The following is a 318-nucleotide window of genomic DNA, read 5'->3' on the forward strand; positions in this document are numbered from 1 at the left end:
GTATTACCCACATCTCAGTCTCGTCTACAGTGAGATGGATCTCACGGAGCGACGCGACTTTGCGCAGTCGATCGACACGGCAACGCTTCCGGGCAGCATCACGTGTCAGGCGCTGGCGCTCGTGGACACCACAGAGTCAGAATCCGAGTGGGAGACAGTCGTCGCCGTTCCGCTCTCGGAGTCGTGACACGCCGGTGGCTTCACGGTCGTCGCGGTCGCGAGACCGGGTATGGACGCGCTCATCCCCGCGGCCGGCCGCGGGACGCGGCTCGGCGAGCGAACGGAGACGCAACCGAAGGGACTCGTCGAGGTTGCGGG

General features: G+C 65.7%; 1 pseudogene. It reads left to right on the top strand.

The features are described 5' to 3' along the window. A pseudogene (locus tag EXE45_RS20145) lies at positions 1-187 on the top strand (ribonuclease BN); the annotation flags it as partial. Positions 188-318: the final 131 nt, after the last annotated feature.

Source organism: Halorubrum sp. SP9, from assembly GCF_005435015.1.
GTDB classification, from domain to species: Archaea; Halobacteriota; Halobacteria; order Halobacteriales; family Haloferacaceae; genus Halorubrum; species Halorubrum sodomense.